Raw genomic sequence first — 813 nt, 5'->3', positions numbered from 1 at the left:
GGCGTTCGGCCGCGTCGATCTGCTGGTCGCGAATTCGGGCGTCCAAAAGGACGCGGGCATCGCCGACATGACGTTGGAAGACTGGAACACGGTCATCGGCATCAACCTGACCGGGCAGTTCCTGTGCGCGCGCGAAGCCGTCCGCCGCTTCCGTGCGCAGCCGAAGGACGGGCGGCCGGCGCGCAGTGCCGGGGCGATCATCGCGATGAGTTCGGTGCATGAAGTGATCCCCTGGGCGGGGCACATCAACTATGCCTCCGCCAAGGGGGGCGTACGGATGCTCACGCGATCACTGGCGCAGGAGGTGGCGGGCGACGGCATCCGCGTGAACGCGATCGCGCCGGGAGCGATACGCACGCCGATCAACAAGGACGCTTGGGAGACGGACGAGGCGCTGACGAAGTTGCTGCGCCTGATCCCGTATGGGCGGATCGGCGAGCCCGAGGATGTCGCGCGCGCGACGGTGTGGCTGGCGTCGGACGAGGCGGATTACGTGACGGGCACGACCTTGTTCGTCGATGGCGGCATGGCGCTCTACCCGGAATTCCGCGATAATGGCTGAGGCCGCCGCGGCCAAGGCCGGAACGGTGCCGCCGCTCAGGACGATCGGCGATCACGGAATCATCGGCGATCTGGAGACGGCGGCGCTGGTCGCGCGAGACGGGACGATCGATTATCTGTGCTGGCCGTCGCTCGACAGTCCGTCGATCTTTGCCGACCTGCTGTCTCCGGGGTCGGGCGGGACGTTCACGATCCGGCCCGATCTGGAGTCGCCGCGCAATCTGCAGCTGTACGTGCCCGACACCAACCTGC

At 67.4% G+C, this 813-nt stretch carries 2 protein-coding genes; both read left to right on the top strand.

From position 1 onward, the window contains the following. The coding region (locus AC0IYH_RS29020; RefSeq protein WP_471837454.1) for an SDR family oxidoreductase at positions 1-562 on the top strand (562 nt) is incomplete at its 5' end. Then, on the top strand, positions 555-813 hold a 259-nt coding region (locus AC0IYH_RS29015; RefSeq protein ID WP_471837452.1), incomplete at its 3' end, for a trehalase-like domain-containing protein. The genes AC0IYH_RS29020 and AC0IYH_RS29015, both read left to right, overlap by 8 nt.

It is taken from the genome of Pseudomonas sp. AC463 (genome assembly GCF_979253585.1).
The sequence above is the reverse complement of the archived record's forward strand: the minus strand, read 5'-3'. Positions and strand labels throughout refer to the sequence as shown.